General features: G+C 70.5%; 12 protein-coding genes. 5 read left to right on the top strand and 7 right to left on the bottom strand.

Features of this window, described 5'->3' with window-relative positions:
• Window positions 1-161 precede the first annotated feature (161 nt).
• Complete coding sequence (locus ACFY5C_RS11825) at window positions 162-1,955, bottom strand: ABC transporter ATP-binding protein (RefSeq protein WP_389443355.1); 1,794 nt, start codon at window positions 1,953-1,955, stop codon at window positions 162-164.
• Window positions 1,952-3,802 (bottom strand): ABC transporter transmembrane domain-containing protein, encoded by a 1,851-nt coding sequence (locus ACFY5C_RS11820; RefSeq protein ID WP_389443353.1) that lies wholly within the window; start codon window positions 3,800-3,802, stop codon window positions 1,952-1,954. The genes ACFY5C_RS11825 and ACFY5C_RS11820 overlap by 4 nt, the downstream gene beginning before the upstream one ends.
• Before the next feature lie 329 nt (window positions 3,803-4,131).
• Here ACFY5C_RS11820 and ACFY5C_RS11815 point away from each other — a divergent pair, with 329 nt between their 5' ends.
• From ACFY5C_RS11815 to ACFY5C_RS11805, 3 genes are all read left to right on the top strand, one after another.
• Complete coding sequence (locus tag ACFY5C_RS11815; RefSeq protein WP_389443351.1) at window positions 4,132-4,896, top strand: hypothetical protein; 765 nt, start codon at window positions 4,132-4,134, stop codon at window positions 4,894-4,896.
• 51 nt (window positions 4,897-4,947) lie between these two features.
• Window positions 4,948-6,699 carry a peptide-N4-asparagine amidase gene (locus tag ACFY5C_RS11810; RefSeq protein WP_389443349.1) on the top strand — a complete coding sequence of 584 codons (1,752 nt, stop codon included), beginning with the start codon at window positions 4,948-4,950 and terminating at the stop codon, window positions 6,697-6,699.
• 309 nt (window positions 6,700-7,008) lie between these two features.
• Complete coding sequence (locus ACFY5C_RS11805) at window positions 7,009-8,478, top strand: cation:dicarboxylate symporter family transporter (protein WP_389443347.1); 1,470 nt, start codon at window positions 7,009-7,011, stop codon at window positions 8,476-8,478.
• 303 nt (window positions 8,479-8,781) lie between these two features.
• Here ACFY5C_RS11805 and ACFY5C_RS11800 read toward each other — a convergent pair whose 3' ends face one another.
• Window positions 8,782-9,231, bottom strand: a complete 450-nt coding sequence (locus ACFY5C_RS11800; protein WP_389443345.1) for a MarR family winged helix-turn-helix transcriptional regulator — start codon at window positions 9,229-9,231, stop codon at window positions 8,782-8,784.
• 93 nt (window positions 9,232-9,324) lie between these two features.
• On the opposite strand from ACFY5C_RS11800, the gene ACFY5C_RS11795 reads away from it, so the two are divergent.
• On the top strand, window positions 9,325-11,163 hold the full coding sequence (locus ACFY5C_RS11795) for an ABC transporter ATP-binding protein (protein ID WP_389443343.1): 1,839 nt from the start codon (window positions 9,325-9,327) through the stop codon (window positions 11,161-11,163).
• 43 nt (window positions 11,164-11,206) lie between these two features.
• Window positions 11,207-12,061 (top strand): endolytic transglycosylase MltG, encoded by an 855-nt coding sequence (gene mltG / locus ACFY5C_RS11790; protein ID WP_389443341.1) that lies wholly within the window; start codon window positions 11,207-11,209, stop codon window positions 12,059-12,061.
• A 419-nt stretch (window positions 12,062-12,480) separates the two neighbouring features.
• Here mltG and ACFY5C_RS11785 read toward each other — a convergent pair whose 3' ends face one another.
• The 4 genes from ACFY5C_RS11785 to ACFY5C_RS11770 form a co-directional block, all read right to left on the bottom strand.
• Window positions 12,481-13,566, bottom strand: a complete 1,086-nt coding sequence (locus ACFY5C_RS11785) for an NAD(P)-binding domain-containing protein (protein WP_389443339.1) — start codon at window positions 13,564-13,566, stop codon at window positions 12,481-12,483.
• A 278-nt stretch (window positions 13,567-13,844) separates the two neighbouring features.
• Window positions 13,845-14,870 (bottom strand): ABC transporter substrate-binding protein, encoded by a 1,026-nt coding sequence (locus ACFY5C_RS11780; RefSeq protein WP_389443337.1) that lies wholly within the window; start codon window positions 14,868-14,870, stop codon window positions 13,845-13,847.
• A 34-nt stretch (window positions 14,871-14,904) separates the two neighbouring features.
• The gene (locus ACFY5C_RS11775) at window positions 14,905-15,669 is read right to left on the bottom strand and encodes an ABC transporter ATP-binding protein (RefSeq protein ID WP_389443335.1); all 765 of its coding nucleotides are present in this window, start codon (window positions 15,667-15,669) and stop codon (window positions 14,905-14,907) included.
• Window positions 15,642-16,535: an ABC transporter permease gene (locus ACFY5C_RS11770; RefSeq protein WP_389443333.1), complete on the bottom strand. Its 894-nt coding sequence runs from the start codon at window positions 16,533-16,535 to the stop codon at window positions 15,642-15,644. Before ACFY5C_RS11770 ends, ACFY5C_RS11775 begins: the two co-directional genes overlap by 28 nt.
• Window positions 16,536-16,563: the final 28 nt, after the last annotated feature.

Genomic DNA, 16,563 nt, shown 5'->3' with positions numbered 1-16,563 from the left:
GGCCCGACCGGCCCACCGGGCCCGACCGGCCCACCGGGCCCGACCGGCCCACCGGGCCCGACCGGCCCACCGGGCCCGACCGGCCCACCGGGCCCGACCGGCCCACCGGGCCCCGCGGCCAGGCCGGCCTCCCCGGCTCCCCCTCCTCCCGTGCCCCCTGCTCACCCATGCCACGACCGCCACAGCGCCGCATACGCCCCGTCCGCCCTGACCAACTCGTCGTGGCTGCCCAGCTCGCTGATTCGGCCGTTTTCGACGACGGCGATGACGTCCGCGTCGTGGGCGGTGTGGAGGCGGTGGGCGATGGCGACGACGGTGCGGCCGTCGAGGACGCGGGCGAGGGAGCGTTCCAGGTGGCGGGCCGCGCGGGGGTCGAGGAGCGAGGTCGCCTCGTCCAGGACCAGCGTGTGCGGGTCGGCCAGTACCAGACGGGCCAGCGCGATCTGCTGGGCCTGGGCGGGAGTGAGCGCGAACCCGCCCGAGCCGACCTCGGTGTCCAGGCCGTCGTCGAGGGCACGGGCCCACGCGTCCGCGTCGACCGCGCCCAGCGCCGCCCACAGCTCGGCGTCGGTCGCGTCGGTGCGGGCCAGCAGCAGGTTGTCGCGCAGGGAGCCCACGAACACGTGGTGCTCCTGGTTGACCAGGGCCACGTGGGAGCGGACCCGCTCGGCGGTCATCCGGGACAGTTCGGCGCCGCCGAGGGTGATCCGGCCGTCCCGGGGCGCATAGATGCCCGCGAGCAGCCGGCCCAGGGTCGACTTGCCGGCACCCGAGGGGCCGACCAGCGCCAGCCTGGTGCCGGGCGCGACCTCGAGGGAGACCTTGCGCAGCACGTCCACGCCCTCCAGATAGCCGAAGTGCACCCGGTCGGCGTGCACGTCGCGGCCGTCGGGGGTCAGCAGGGCGTCCCCGGCGTCCGGCTCGATGTCCCGGACCCCGACCAGCCGGGCCAGCGACACCTGGGCCACTTGCAGCTCGTCGTACCAGCGCAGGATCAGCCCGACCGGGTCGACCAGCATCTGGGCGATCAGCGCACCCGTCGTCAGTTGGCCGACCCCGATCCAGCCCTGCAGGACGAACACCCCGCCGATGATCAGAACGGAGGCGAGCACGGTCACATGAGTGACGTTGATGACCGGGAAGAGCACGGACCGCAGCCAGAGCGTGTAGCGCTCCCACGCCGTCCACTGCTTGATCCGCAGTTCCGACAGCTCGACCCGGCGTCCGCCGAGGCGGTGGGCCTCGACGGTGTGCCCGGCGTCCACGGTCTCGGCGAGCGCGGCGGCCACGGAGGCGTATCCGGCGGCCTCCGAGCGGTAGGCGGCGGGCGCCCGCCTGAAGTACCAACGGCAGCCGATCACCAGCAGCGGCACCGCGAGCAGCACGGCGGCGGCGAGCGGTGGCGCGGTGACGACGAGCCCGCCCAGCAGCAGGACGGCCCACACGACACCGATCGCCAGTTGAGGCACGGCCTCACGCATCGCGTTGGCCAGCCGGTCGATGTCCGTCGTGATCCGGGACAGCAGGTCACCGGTCCCGGCCCGCTCCAGGACACCTGGCGGCAGGCCGACCGAACGTACGAGGAAGTCCTCGCGCAGGTCGGCCAGCATCCGCTCGCCGAGCATCGCGCCGCGCAGCCGCACCTGCCGGACGAACACGGCCTGGATGAGCAGCGCGACCGCGAACAGGCCGATGGTGAGCTCCAGATGCAGCTCACGAGTGCCGGTACCGGGGTCGTCCGACACCCGCTCCACCAGCCCGCCCAGCAGCCACGGCCCCGCCATCGAGGCCACCACGGCGACCGTGTTGACGACGACGAGGAGCACGAAGGCACGGCGGTGCCGACTGAACAACTCGACGACATAGGCGCGTACGGTCGCGGGGGCGCCGACCGGCAGTGTGTTCGCCGTCGTCGGGGCCGCCGGGTCGTACGCCGGTGGCGCAACGCCGATCATGCCGACTCCTCGATCTCTTCCAGTTCCTTCAGGACGTCGTTGAGGGCGGACCCTTCGCGCAGTCCGCTCTGGCGGGCGGCCTTTTCGGGCAGTGCCTCGTCGCCGGCCGCCTCATCGTCGGTCTCCCGGGTCACGACGGCTCGGTACTGCGGCTCGGCGTGGACCAGTTCGCGGTGCATGCCGACCGCCGCGACCTCGCCCTCGTGGACGAGTACGACCCGGTCGGCGCGGTCCAGGAGCAGCGGCGACGAGGTGAACACCACGGTCGTGCGCCCCGCCCGCAGGTTCCGCACGCCCTCCGCGATCCGGGCCTCGGTGTGCGAGTCGACGGCCGAGGTCGGCTCGTCCAGGACGAGCACCTCCGGGTCCGTGATCAGCGACCGGGCGAGCGCGATGCGCTGGCGCTGGCCGCCGGACAGGGACCGGCCGCGCTCGGTGATGCGGGCCTCCATCGGGTCCTCGGTGTCGAGCGATCCCTGGACCAGTGCCGCGAGGACGTCCTCGCACTGCGCTGCCGCGAGCGCCTCCTCGGGGCCGACGTCCCCCGACCTGGGTACGTCGAACAGCTCGCGCAGTGTCCCGGAGAGCAGCACGGGGTCCTTGTCCTGCACGAGGACGGCCGTACGGGCGTTGTCGAGCGGCAACTCGTCGAGCGGTACACCGCCCAGGAGTACCGAGGCGCCCTCCTCCGAGGGGTGTCCGCCCAGCCGCTCGGCCAGCCGGCCCGCCGCGTCCGGGTCGCCGCACACCACGGCGGTGAGTTGGCCGGCGGGGGCGAGCAGCCCGGTGGCCGGGTCGTACAGATCCCCGGAGGGCATCTCGGACCCCTCGCGGGACCCGTCGGTGTCGGTGACCCGCTCCAGCGACAGCACACGCGCGGCCCGCCGGGCCGACGGCCGGGAGAAGGAGTAGGCCATCGCGATCTCTTCGAAGTGGCGGAGCGGATAGGTGAGGATCATGACCGAGCTGTAGACGGTGACCAGTTCGCCGACTGTGACCCTCCCCTGGCGGGCCAGGTGGACGCCGTACCAGACCACCGCGATCAGCAACAGCCCTGGCAGCAGCACCTGGATCGCCGAGATCAGGGACCACATCCGGGCGCTGCGCACGGCCGCATGGCGTACCTCCTGCGAGGCGCGGCGGTAGCGGTCGAGGAAGAGTTCCTCGCCTCCGATGCCGCGCAGGACACGCAGACCCGCGACGGTGTCGGAGGCCAGCTCGGTCGCGCGGCCCGCCTTCTCGCGCTGGAGGTCGGCCCGCCGGGTCGCCCGGGGCAGCAGCGGCAGCACGGCGACCGCCAGCAGGGGCAGCCCCACGGCGATCACCACACCGAGCGCGGGCTGGTAGACGACCAGGCCGACGCAGACCACCACGAGGGTGACCGCCGCTGCCGTGAACCGTGACCAGGCCTCGACGAACCAGCCGATCTTCTCGACGTCACCGGTGGAGACGGCCACGACCTCACCGGCCGCGACGCGCCGGGTCAACGCCGAGCCCAGCTGGGACGCCTTGCGGGCCAGGACCTGCTGGACGCGGGCGGCTGCGGTGATCCAGTTGGTGACGGCGGTGCGGTGCAGGAAGGTGTCGCCGAGCGCGTTCCCGACGCAGCACAGGGCCAACAGACCGCCTGCGAGGGCGAGTTGGGTGCCGGAGCGGTCGATGACGGCCTGTACGGCGACGCCGACGCAGAACGGCAGCGCGGAGACGGACAGGAAGTGCAGCAGCCCCCAGGCCAGGGCCTTCAGCTGTCCGCCCAGCTGGTTCCGGAAGAGCCACCACAGGAATCGGGGACCCGAGCGTGCGTCCGGCACACCTGGATCGGGATACGGAAGGTCTTGAATCTGCATGACGTCCCAGTGGCTCGTGTCAGTGGGGGATCAGGGATGGGATGGGGATGGGGTGCGGTTCGGGTGCCGATGCGTGGAGCGGGCAGCGCTCGGCGGATCGGCGCCGCGGAGCAGCAAACCGTGACAGATTCGCGTCGTAGCGTGGCCGGACGCAAGCGGTTTTCCCGGCCGCCGCACAGATTCGGCTGCTGCTCCCACCCCGAGAAGCGTTGCGGCTCCCGCTTGCCGGTCCGGCCTACGAGGAGCGTTGCGGCTCCCGCTTGCCGGCCCGGCCCGGGAAACCGTTGTGGCTCCCGCCCCCGCCCCGACCCCGGTGCGACCATGGACCGATGCGGAATGGCGGACCACGGCGAGCCAGGGTCGCGGCGGCAGCCCTCGGCTCCCTCCTTACGGCCCTGACGGCCTTGACGGCCCTGACAACCCTGACCGCCTGCGGCGGCCCGCAGCACGGCGCCGGTTCAGGCGGCGGCAAGGCTGCGCCCACCCGACCGGCCACCACAGTGGACCCGACGCGTATCCCCGGCGTCGGCGACCGATGGCAGCGCCGCATTCCGGCCGAGTCGCGTCAGGTGGTGGCGGTCTACGGCGATGGCAAGAACTCCCCGGACTCCACGGTCGCGCTCTACACCAAGCGCGGCTCCGCCTGGGACCGCATCCGCAGCTGGCCCGCGCACAACGGCAAGAAGGGCTGGACCACCGACCACCATGAGGGCGACGACCGTAGCCCCGTGGGGGTGTTCACGCTCAGCGACGCGGGCGGAATTCTGAGAAACCCCGGGTCCAAGTTGCCGTACACGCAGTCAGCTGCCTTCGCCGCGCCGCGCTGGTGGGCGAAGTCGTACTGGCACGACTTCGACTATGTCATCGCCATCGACTACAACCGTGTCAAAGGGACCCCGCCCAACGACCCCACCCGCCCCGAGGGTCAGAGCAAGGGCGGCAGCATCTGGCTGCACATGGACCACGGCAGCGGCACGTCGGCCTGCGTCAGTCTGTCCGGATCGGCGATGGAGTACCTGCTGCGCACGATCGACCCCGATCGGCATCCCGTGGTGGTGATGGGGGACAGGGCAGACCTGAAGCGCCCGCACTGACGCGGTAGGCGTCATTGCGGAGGTTGCCCGAGTCGCCGTAGAACACCGGCCATGAAGAGACGGATCGCCATGTCCATGCTCGTGGGAGCGACCCTCCTGGCGAGCACCCTCCTCGGAGCGAGCCCCGCCCTCACGGCCCAACCCGCCCTCGCGGCCCGACCCGCCCTCTCGGCCCAATCCGTCCCCGTGGCCCAACCCGTCGGTGCCGGCACCGACGCCCCCACCGACGTCCCCGCCGAGTTCGGCACCGACTGGCACGACCCCCTCACCGCCGCCCCGCCCGTCACCAAACCCTCCGGCAAGTCCTGCCAAGTCACCGTCGCCGAGGCACAGTTCCGCGACTTCACCCCGTACAAGGGCACCTACACACCGCCCGAAGGCTGCGGCGACAGCTGGAGCAAGGTCGTGCTGCGGATGGACGGCAAGGTCAAGGGACGCCAGTTCGACCGGCTCGGCCATCTGCAGGTCGGCGGGGTCGAGGTCTTCCGTACGTCGACCCCCGAGCCGTCACCGGACGGGATCGAGTGGTCCGTGGAGAAGGACGTCACGCGCTACAGCGACACCTTCCGCCGCAGCCAGGACGTCGAGATGCTCATCGGGAACGTCGTCGACGACACATACACCGGCGTCATCGACGTCAAGGTCACGTTGACGTTCTACGCCGGGCGCCCCGTCGCCGGCACCCCCGATCGCGTCCTCATCCTCCGGGACGGCACGCTCACCACCCCGCGCAACAGTGAACGCATCGTCGCCGAGGTGTACGCCACCGGCTCCGGCGGCGGCTGCGAGGAGTTCTGGTACCTGTCGGCGCCCGAGCCGGCGCCGTACTCCTGCAAGGCAACCGGTGGTCCCTACCGGGAGGTGCAGATCAAGGTCGACGGGCAACTCGCCGGAATCGCCGCGCCGTTCCCGCACGTCTGGACAGGAGGCTGGTCCAACCCCTTCCTCTGGTACGTCACTCCGGGACCGCGAGCCTTCGACGTCAAGCCGATCGAGTACGACCTGACGCCGTTCGCGGGTCTCCTCAACGACGGGCGGTCGCACCGCGTCGAGGTCTCCGTCGTCGGAGTTCCGGAGGGACAGAGCGGCTGGAGCGCACCCGTGAACGTCCTTGTCCGGCAGGACGCGAAGCGCACACACGTCACCGGCAGGCTCACCGCGCACAAAGTCGGCGACCTCGCCAACTCCTCGACCTACACGCCTGGTTCGGAGCACCGGGTGGACACCGAGGGTGGTCACCGACTGACCGTCGCCGGATACGTCGACACCTCGCACGGCCGGGTGACGACCACCGTGCGCCGGTCGCTCGCGAACAGCTCCGCGCACCGCTGGACCGACGGCGAGAACGCGGATGCCCTCGACGCCACCTGGACGGACGACCAGTCGTTGACCGTCGACGGACGCGGACCCGCCCGGACGACGCGTACACAGCGGACGTACACCATGGACGGCTCGATCACGATCGGCGCGGACGACCGGCTGCGTACCGTGCTGACCCTCGGTGACCGGGCCGCGGTCGTGACGACCGAAGGCGGGCGGCGGACCGCATGGGCGTGGCTCGACGACACCGTCGAGGGCGACGCCGCATGGACGTTGAACGTGCCGCGCGATCAGCGCCACGCGGTCGGCACGACGAGCGAGCGCTATCGGCTGTACGGATCGGGCGGCTCAGGCGGCTCAGGCGGCTCGGGCGGCTCGGGCGGCTCGGGCGGCTCACGCGGCTCGGACGGCTCGGACGGCTGTTACGACCGCTCCGTCACCAGCGTCCAAGGGGTGCTCACCGAGGATCGCAGGGACTGTTGAGGCCGGTCGCCAGGGGCTGTTGAGGCCCGGTCGTCAGGGGCTGTTGAGGCCCGGTCGTCAGGGGCTGTTGAGGCCCGGTCGTCAGGGGGTGTTGAGGACGGTCGTCAGGAGGTGTTTGAGGCGGGTCGGTGGAGGCTGCTGACGGGAGTTGTGTGCGATGCGCCACTCGGGGCGTGATTTACGCGGATGCAACACGGTGCTCTTGTGCGGGACCAACATCACCCGCAAAGTGATCGCCACGGAATGCGCTTTCCGTATGGCAGAAGTCCCGCCCCGGCTTCTGTGTGCCACCGTCCCCAAGGAGTTCCCGTGCCGCCGTCCGAATCGCCCCTGCCGCGACGCGTCGCACGCACACTGCGTACCTCTCTCTTCGCGCAGGTCGCCTGCGCGCTCGTGCTCGGAATCGTCGTCGGGAAGCTGTGGCCCGGATTCGCCGCGGACCTCCAGCCGCTCGGCGACGGTTTCATCCGGCTCATCAAGACGATCATCTCGCCGCTGGTGTTCTGCGTGGTCGTCGTCGGCATCGCCAAGGCCGGTGATCTGAAGGCGTTCGGCCGGATCGGGCTGAAGGCGCTGATCTGGTTCGAGGTCGCGAGCACGCTCGCGCTGGTCATCGGCCTGCTCGCCGCCAACGTCGTCCAGCCAGGTTCCGGGATGAACGTCGATCCGTCCACGCTCGACGCCTCGGCGGTCGACGCGAAAACGGGCGGCGGGCACCTCCCGACGACGACCGAGTTCGCGCTGGAGGCGATCCCGACCTCGTTCGTCGGGGCCTTCGCGGAGAACTCCCTGCTCCAAGTGCTCGTCCTGGCCTGCCTGGTGGGTGCGGCCCTGCTGCATCTGGGCCACACCAAGGTGCCGCAGGTGCTGCCGGCGATCGAGCAGGCCCAGGAGATCATCTTCGCGGTCGTCGGCTTCGTCATGCGACTGGCCCCGATCGCGGTGTTCGGCGCGATGGCCGTCCTCATCGGCAACTACGGGCTGGGCGTCATCGAGACGTACGGCAAGCTGATCGTCCTGTGCTACGCCGCCGCGGCGCTCTTCATCGCGCTGCTCGCCCTCGCCCTGAAGGTCGTCACCGGGCTCAGCCTCTGGAAGTTCCTGCGCTACATCCGTGAGGAGATGCTGCTCGCGCTCGGCACCGCCTCCACCGAGTCCGTCCTGCCGCGTGTCATGCAGAAGCTGCGCAAGGCGGGCGCCCGCGACGACGCGGTGGGCCTGGTGCTGCCGACGGGCTACTCCTTCAACCTCGACGGAGCCTCGCTCTACCTGTCCATCGGCACGCTGTTCATCGCCCAGGCCGTGGGTGTGGACCTCAGCCTCAGTCAGCAGATCACCGTGGTTCTGGTGCTGATGCTGACCAGCAAGGGCATGGCGGGCATCCCCGGCTCGGCCTTCCTCGCCCTGTCCGCGACCGCCTCCTCGCTGGGTGCCATCCCGGCCGGAGCCGTCGCTCTGCTCCTCGGCGTGGACCGCATCATGGACTCGATGCGCGTGGTCACCAACCTGCTCGGCAACTGCGTCGCCGTCTTCGCGGTCTCCCGCTGGGAGGGGGCTCTCGACAAGGAGCGGGCGAAGAAGGTGCTGGACGGCGAGATCGTGGTCGAGTTGGACGACGACGGGGAGGAGAAGGCGCAGCTCACGGAGCCGAGGAAGCCGAGGACGCCGGGGGCCGGGTCGCCGGGGACCGGAACGCCGGGTGCCGAGGCTCCGGGACCGGCCGCCCCTGTCGCCGTGCCGGCCCAGGGCACCAAGGAGATGGCCGCCGAGGCCGGCTGAGCCCACCCACCCAGCCACGGTCGCGGCCACCACTCCAGCAGTGCGGAGCGGTGGCCGCGACCGTTTCGCGTGCCCCTCGGCAAGGGCCGCCCACCAGGCTGCCCAGCAACTCCGCTCACCAGGCTGCTCGGCAATTCCGTTCACCGGGCTGCTCGGCAAGACCGCTCACCAGGCTGCCGCAACTCCGCTCACCAGGCTGCTCAGCAAGACCACCCGGCAAGACCGGTCGCCAAGACCACCCGGCAAGACCGGTCGCCAACACCGGTCGGTAAGACCGCTCAACCAGACCGCAAGCAACGCCGCTCAACACCGCCGATCGGCCGCCCCGTCGATCAGAGTGTCCAGCAACTCGCCCAGCACCTCACGCTGTTCGTCCGTCAGCGGCGCCAGGATCTCCTGCGCGGCCGATCGGCGCGCGCCGTGCAGTTCCCGCAGGGCCCCCCGCCCGTCATCGGTGAGCTCGATCCGGATCACCCGCCGGTTCGTAGGATCAGGCACCCGCCGTACCTTCCCGCTCGCCTCCAGCCCGTCGACCAGCGTCGTCACCGCGCGCGGGACCACCTCCAGGCGTTCCGCAAGGTCGGCCATCCGGGGTGGCGAGTCGTAGTGCGCGAGCGTGCGCAGCAGTCGGGACTGGGCCGGGGTGACACCCAGGCCGCACTCGTGCAGGTGGCGTTTCTGGATCCGGTGTACCCGGCGGGTGAAGCGCAGCAGCTGCTCGGCGAGCGGGCCGTCGGGATCGGGGGTGGTCATGCGGGAACAATATCAGGACTACATTCATTGTGAGCATAGGTAACAATGAGCTAAGCTCCGTCAGTCCGCATCACCACACCTCCGTAGGAGCCCATGCACCCCGAGAACGAACCCACCCGCACACCACTCGCCGAGCAGCCCGAGCAGCCCGAGCAGCCCGAGCAGCCCGAGCAGCAGGAACAGCCCCGGCAGGTGCGCCGCATCCTGAAGCTCTTCCGTCCCTACCGCGGCCGCCTGGCCGTCGTAGGCCTCCTGGTCGGCGCGTCGTCGCTGGTCGGCGTCGCCACGCCGTTCCTCCTCAAGGCGATCCTCGACGTCGCCATCCCCCAGGGCCGCACCGGCCTGCTCAGTCTGCTCGCGCTCGGCATGATCCTCAGCGCGGTCCTGACCAGCGTCTTCGGCGTGCTGCAGACCCTGATCTCCACGACGGTCGGCCAGCGCGTCATGCACGACCTGCGCACCTCGGTCTACGGCCGCCTGCAGCGCATGTCCCTCGCCTTCTTCACCCGCACCCGCACCGGCGAGGTCCAGTCCCGCATCGCCAACGACATCGGCGGCATGCAGGCCACGGTCACCTCCACCGCCACCTCCCTGGTCTCCAACCTGACCAGCGTGGTCGCCACGATCGTCGCGATGATCGCCCTCGACTGGCGCCTGACCGTCGTCTCGCTGCTCCTGCTGCCGGCTTTCGTCTGGATCAGCCGCCGCGTCGGCAACGAACGCAAGAAGATCACCACTCAGCGCCAGAAGCAGATGGCCGCGATGGCCGCCACGGTCACCGAATCGCTCTCGGTCAGCGGCATCCTGCTCGGCCGCACGATGGGTCGCTCCGACTCGCTGACCGACGCCTTCGCGGACGAGTCCGAGCGCCTGGTCGACCTCGAGGTGAGGTCGAACATGGCCGGCCGGTGGCGCATGGCCGTCATCACCATCGTCATGGCCGCCATGCCCGCCTTCATCTACTGGACGGCGGGGATGGCCCTTCAACTCGGCGGCCCGCAGGCCTCGATCGGTACGATCGTCGCCTTCGTCTCCCTCCAGCAGGGTCTGTTCCGCCCGGCGGTCAGCCTGTTGTCCACCGGCGTCCAGATCCAGACCTCGCTCGCGCTCTTCCAGCGCATCTTCGAGTACCTCGACCTGCCCATCGACATCACCGAGCGGGAGAATCCCGCTCGTCTCGAGAGCATCAAGGGCGAGATCCGCTTCGAGAACGTCGAGTTCCGGTACGACGGCAAGAGCGGCCCGATCCTGGACGGCATCGACCTCGCCGTCCCGGCCGGCGGCAGCCTCGCGGTCGTGGGCCCGACCGGTGCCGGGAAGTCGACGTTCGGCCACCTCGTGCCGCGGTTGTACGACGTGACCGGCGGCCGCGTCACCCTCGACGGCGTCGATGTGCGCGACCTCGACTTCGATACCCTCGCCCGGGCGGTCGGCGTCGTGTCGCAGGAGACCTACCTCTTCCACGCGTCGGTCGCCGACAACCTGCGCTTCGCCAAGCCGGACGCCACCGACGAGGAACTGCACGCGGCGGCGAAGGCGGCCCAGATCCACGACCACATCGCGGACCTGCCCGACGGCTACGACACGGTCGTCGGCGAGCGCGGCCACCGCTTCTCCGGCGGCGAGAAACAGCGCCTGGCCATCGCCCGCACCATCCTGCGCGACCCGCCGGTCCTCATCCTCGACGAGGCGACCAGCGCCCTGGACACCCGCACCGAACATGCCGTCCAGGAGGCCATCGACGCCCTGTCGGCCAACCGCACCACGGTGACCATCGCGCACCGCCTGTCGACCATTCGGGGCGCTGACCAGATCGTGGTGCTCGATGCGGGGCGGGTGGCCGAAAGCGGCACTCACGAGGAGCTGTTGCAGCGGGACGGGCGGTATGCGGGGCTGGTCCGCCGAGACGCCCAACTGGAGCCGACTGGGTGACGTTATGCCGGGTTTGTGACCATGTGCGGGTTACCGTGCCCGCATGCACATGAACACTCCGTCACGGAGCACGATTCGACTGACGCGCCGGGGCCGTATCGCCCTCATCGCCGCCGGCGCCGTCGTGGCCGGCACCGCCGTGGCGGTGCCGCTGCTGAGCGTGGACGAGGAGAAGGCGAAGCCCACCACGCTCGTGATCCCGGAGGGCTGGCGCGCGAGCCAGGTCTATGCCGCCGTCGACAAGGCGCTCACCCTGCCGGCCGGAACCACGAAGAAATCCCTCGCGAAACTCGACCTCAAACTGCCGAACGACGCCGATGGCAACCCCGAGGGCTACCTCTTCCCGGCGACGTATCCGCTTGAGCGTGACGGGAAGAAGGCGACGCCGGACTCCCTGCTGTCGGCCATGGTCGATACCGCCAACAAGAAGTTCGGCGGCGCCCCGATCGCCGCCGGTGCGCAGCGCAACTCGATGAACGTCTATCAGACGGTCACCATCGCGAGCATCATCCAGGCCGAGGCCAACACCAGGCCCGACATGGGCAAGGTGGCCCGGGTCGTCTACAACCGGCTCGAACGCGGGATGCCGCTGCAGATGGACTCCACCATCAACTACGCGCTGAACCGCTCCACGATCAGGACCACCGAGGCCGACACACGGATCGAGAGCCCTTACAACTCGTACCAGCGCATGGGCCTGCCGCCCACGCCGATCGCCAACCCGGGCGAGGAGGCGATGCGCGCCGCGATCAATCCTGCCGCGGGCGACTGGCTCTACTTCGTCACCGTCAAACCCGGCGACACCCGCTTCACGGCCGACTACTCGGAACACCAGCGCAACGTTGCGGAGTTCAACGCCCAGCAGCAGAAGACGGCGAGTCCGAAGCCGACGAAGTGAGTCGACGGGGGTGTCTTGTGGTGACCCGGCTCCGTTCGGCTCCTCGGGCGTGAGCACGCCCCTCGGAGGTTCGCCCTGACAGGGCGTCGCGCGGTGCACCGGAGCCCCTCCGCCGTCACCGCGACTGCTTTGCTCGCCCCGCTCCAGCCCGTGTCCCGGGTTGGGGCATGCGTGCTGGAAGGTTGCCCCTACGGGAGGGCAAGAGGCGGGCCGGCCCGCCGCTTCATCACGGGCGGATGGCTCGCCCGGCGAGCACCGGTCGGCACCTCTGGCCGGGGCAGCTTGCCGGAGGGTTCCCCGACGGACCTCATGCGGCGGACCCCGATACGGTCGGCCCGCTCACGCCGGCCCGCTCATGCCGTTCCGCTCATGCAGTCCCGCTCACGCCGTCCCGCACAGCCCCGTCCCGCACAGGCCCGTCACGCCGCCACCGGCTCCTGTGCCAGCAACCGCCTGATGTCCCGTACGGCCGCCCGGCCGGCTCGGTTGGCGCCGATCGTGCTGGCGGACGGGCCGTAGCCGACCAGGTGGATGCGGGGATCGGCGACCGCGCGTGTGCCCTCCACGCGGATGCCGCCGCCCGGCTCGCGCAGGCGCAGCGGCGCCAGATGGTCGATGGCGGCCCGGAAACCGGTGGCCCACAGGATGACGTCGGCCTCTACGCGGCGCCCGTCGCTCCACTCCACGCCGTCCGGTGTGATCCGGTCGAACATGGGCTGCCGGTCCAGGGTTCCGTCCGCGAGCCCCTGCCGGATGGCGTCGTTGAGCGGCAGCCCCGTGACCGAGACGACGCTCTTCGGCGGCAGCCCCTGCCGTACCCGCTCCTCGACGAGTGCGACGGCCGCCCGGCCGAACTCCTCGGTGAAGGGACCCTCGCGGAACACCGGCGGGCGCCGCGTGACCCACGTCGTGGCGGCCGCGTACCGGGCGATCTCCAGCAGGTGCTGGGTTCCGGAAGCGCCGCCGCCGACCACAACGACGTTTTTCCCGGCGAACGCCTGCGGACCGGGGTAGTGGGCGGTGTGCAACTGCAGTCCCCGGAACGTCTCCTGGCCGGGGTAGTGCGGCCAGAACGGCCGGTCCCAGGTGCCGGTCGCGTTGATCAGCGCCCGCGTCGCCCAGGTCCCCGCCGAGGTCTCGACGAGCAGCCGCCCGTCCGGACCCTCACGTACCGCACGCACGTCGACGGGCCGTCGGACGCGCAGGTCGAAGGTCCGCTCGTAGCGGTCGAAGTACTCGGCGATGACCTCGGACGACGGCCGCTCGGGGTCGGCGTCCGTCAGCTCCATGCCGGGCAGCGCGTGCATTCCGTGAACCTTGCCGTACGTCAACGACGCCCACCGGAACTGCCAGGCACCGCCCGGACCGGGGGAGTGGTCGAGCACGGCGAAGTCGCGATCCGGCTCGAACCCGGTGCGCCGCAGGTGATAGGCGCTGGACAGTCCGGCCTGACCAGCGCCTATGACGACCACGTCGACGAAGTTGACCGCCTCGACATCATTCACGTTTCTACTAACCGCATCGAGTCCGTGGATCTTCCCGACGCCCGGCAGGCCTCGCAGGCCGGCCCCCGAGGGCTCAGCGCCAGCCCGCGAGCGTGCACCGGAACCCTGCCACGGCCTGCGAATCTTCCCCTTCTGAGCTGCGGCGCTGGCACCGGCGCTGGCGCTGGCACCGGCACTGGAACGGGCACCAGCTCCGGCGGCAGCGCGGTCAGCCCGCCGTCGACCTGGTAGTGGGTGCCGTGGAAGCCGTGCGTGACCAGTGGAGACGTACGGTCATGTCACGAGCCATCCGAGGGACGGGGCGTGGCGGTCGACGGCGGGAGGTCGCCGTTGAACCGGGTGTCGGTGAAGCCACCGAAGTCGACCTTCTTCGGGATGAGCTTCAGATCGGCGAAGGTGTCGACGATCTCCTGTTCGGAGGCGATGAGCGGCTTGTCGACGGCCACAGCGATCCTTGTGGTGTACGTCCGCTTCACCGCGGCCAGTGCCACGTCCTCGGGCAGCCCGGTGTCCTTGGCCCAGACCTTCGCCCAGTCGTCCTCGTGCGAGTACACCCACTGCTGGGCGCGCCGCAGCCGCTCGAGGTAGTCCTTGACGGCGGCCGCCTTCTTCTTGTCCTGCAACGCGCTCGGAGCCGCGACCTGGAAGGTCAGCCCGTTGGTGATGCCGTCGCCGCTGGTCAGGACACGGCCCTGTTTCGCCTTGAGCACCTGCGAGGTGTACGGGTCCCACACCGCCCACGCGTCGACCTTGCCGGAGGTGAACGCGGCCAGCGCGTCGGCGGGCTGGAGGTACTTGACCTTCACGTCGCTCAGGCTCAGCCCGGCCTTCTGGAGGGAGGCGACCAGTTGGTAGTGGGCGGAGGAACCCTGGGCCACGGCGATGGACCTGCCCTTGAGCTGCGGGGTGCCGGACAGCTCGGAATCGTTCGGGACGAGGATGGTGTCGCCCTTGGACGTGCCGTGCCAGGCGGCCACCACCTTGATCTTCGAGCCCGCGCCCGCCGCGAAGACCGGCGGCGTGTTCCCGACACCTCCTATGTCGACGGCCCCCGCGTTGACGGCCTCCAGAAGCGGCGGGCCGGAGCTGAAGGTGGACCACTTGATCTTGTAGTCGAGGTTGTCGAGCTCTCCGGCGGCCCGCAGGATCGCCTCCGAACCACCCTTCTGGTCACCGACGTTGAGGGTGAGGGAGCCCTGGCCGTCGGTGTCGGTCCCCACGCCGGCGGACGAGTTCCCGCCGCAGGCCGTGAGTAGTAGCGCGAGGGGGAGGAGAAGCGCGGCGGGGACGAGACGTCGTCGCATGATGGTTCCGTTCTGGGGCGGGGCGGGGGATGGTTCAGGCGGCTTCGGCGGCGCTGTCGACGCCGAGTCGCTCCAGGAGCCCGGCGCGCAGTTCCGCGAACCGGGGGTCGGTGATGTCGCGGGGCCGGTCGAGGTCGATGCGCTGTTCGTGCGCGATCACCCCGTCGTCCATCACGAGGACGCGGTCGGCGAGGAGCACGGCCTCCTCCACGTCGTGCGTGACGAGCAGGACCGCGCAGCCGCGCCGCTGCCACAACTCACCGACCAGGCGTTGAGCCTTGATCCGGGTGAGCGCGTCGAGCGCACCGAACGGCTCGTCGAGCAGCAACAGATCCGGCTCGCGGACCAACGCCCGTGCGAGGGACGCCCGTTGGGCCTCGCCCCCGGAGAGGGTCTTGGGCCATGCGTCCGTACGGTGGTCCAGGCCGACCTCCTTCAGCGCTTGCTCGGCGACGGCACATCCAGGCCGGCCCGGCAGGCCGAGCAGGACGTTGCGCCACACCTTCTTCCAGGGCATCAGCCGTGGGGCCTGGAAGGCGACGGCCTTGCGGCGCGGGACCAGGACGGTGCCCTCGATGTCGAGGTCGAGGCCGGCGAGGATGCGCAGCAGGGTGGACTTGCCGCAGCCGCTGCGGCCGAGGAGGGCGACGAACTCGCCCGGGCCGACGTCGAGTTTGAGCCGGTCGATGACGGCGCGCCCGTCGAAGGAGCGGGTCAGCCCCTCGACGTGCACGGCCTGGGTGGTCGGTGCGGCCTCGGTGGCCTTGGGGCTCACCGGCCGGTGAACGTCGGTCGCCATTGCAGCAGCAGCCTTTCGAGGGAGCGGACGGTGAAGTCGGCGAACAGGCCGAGGAAGGCGTAGACGACCAGGCAGACCACGATCACGTCGGTCCGCAGGAAGTCCCGTGCCTGCACCATGAGGAACCCGATGCCGGAGTCGGCGTTGACCTGCTCGGCGAAGACGAGGGCGAGCCAGGCGATGCCGAGCGAGTAGCGCAGGCCGGTCAGGGCGCCCGGCAGCGCACCGGGCAGCACGACGTGCCGTACGAGCCCCCACCTGGACAGCCCGAGGGACTCCCCGGCCTCGATCAACTGGGCGTCCACACCGCGGATTCCGGCGTACACGTTGAGGTAGAGCGGGAACGTCACGCCGAGCGTGATGATGGCGACCTTCGGCGCCTCGCCGATGCCGAACCAGATGATGAACAGCGGGATGAGCCCGACGAAGGGCACGGTCCGCAGCATCTGCACGGGCGCGTCGACGAGGTCCTCACCGACGCGGAAGAGCCCGGACAGCAGGGCGAGTCCGGTGCCGACGACCGTGCCGAGGAGCAGCCCGAGCGCGACGCGCGTCAGTGAGGTGCCCATGGCGGACGGCAGTGAGCCGTCGGCGATCAGATCAGTCCCGACCTGCGCGATACGGCCGGGTGAGGCGAGCACGTCCGCGGTCAGCACACCGCTGCTGCTGAGGAGTTGCCAGAGGGCGAGCAGTAGCAGCGGTCCGGTGGTGCGACGCAGCCAGCGCGGCACACGGGTGCGGCGGGAGGAGGTGGGGACGAGCGGGACGAGATCGGGTGAGGAGCCCGAAGCGGTGCTGGATGGATCGGCGATATCCGAAATGTCGGACTCAAGGGAGTCGGGTGGCGGGGCATGGCTGATGCTCATGAATGCTCCACGGGAGGAGAGCGGCAGA

This window comes from Streptomyces sp. NPDC012935 (genome assembly GCF_042900345.1).
Classification (GTDB): Bacteria; Actinomycetota; Actinomycetes; order Streptomycetales; family Streptomycetaceae; genus Streptomyces.
This window is presented reverse-complemented; position numbering and strand designations above follow the sequence as displayed.